The organism is Limosilactobacillus reuteri subsp. simiae (genome assembly GCF_020784875.1).
Lineage (GTDB): Bacteria > Bacillota > Bacilli > Lactobacillales > Lactobacillaceae > Limosilactobacillus > Limosilactobacillus reuteri_H.
Genome location: NZ_JAJGUI010000029.1, coordinates 1 through 208 on the forward strand (window position 1 = coordinate 1; position 208 = coordinate 208).

The window sequence follows — 208 nt, forward strand, 5'->3', positions numbered from 1 at the left end:
GGCGATAAAAATTATATAAAAAAGGCCTCTTTTGCCTTAAGATGTAGGTGTTCAAGCCAAAGTCAATAAGGGAAAAGAGGTTATATAAATATGGCTAATAAATTAAATAGCTTAGCCCATACGAAGTGGTTATGTAAGTATCACATCGTATTCATACCAAAGTATAGACGTAAAGCGATCTTCAATCAATACCGAAGAGACCTAAGAG

1 protein-coding gene is annotated in these 208 nt (G+C 34.1%); it reads left to right on the top strand.

Going from position 1 to position 208, the window contains the following annotated elements; all coding sequences use genetic code 11:
- Positions 1-90 precede the first annotated feature (90 nt).
- The coding region (locus tag LMC10_RS01210; RefSeq protein WP_179226576.1) for a transposase at positions 91-208 on the top strand (118 nt) is incomplete at its 3' end.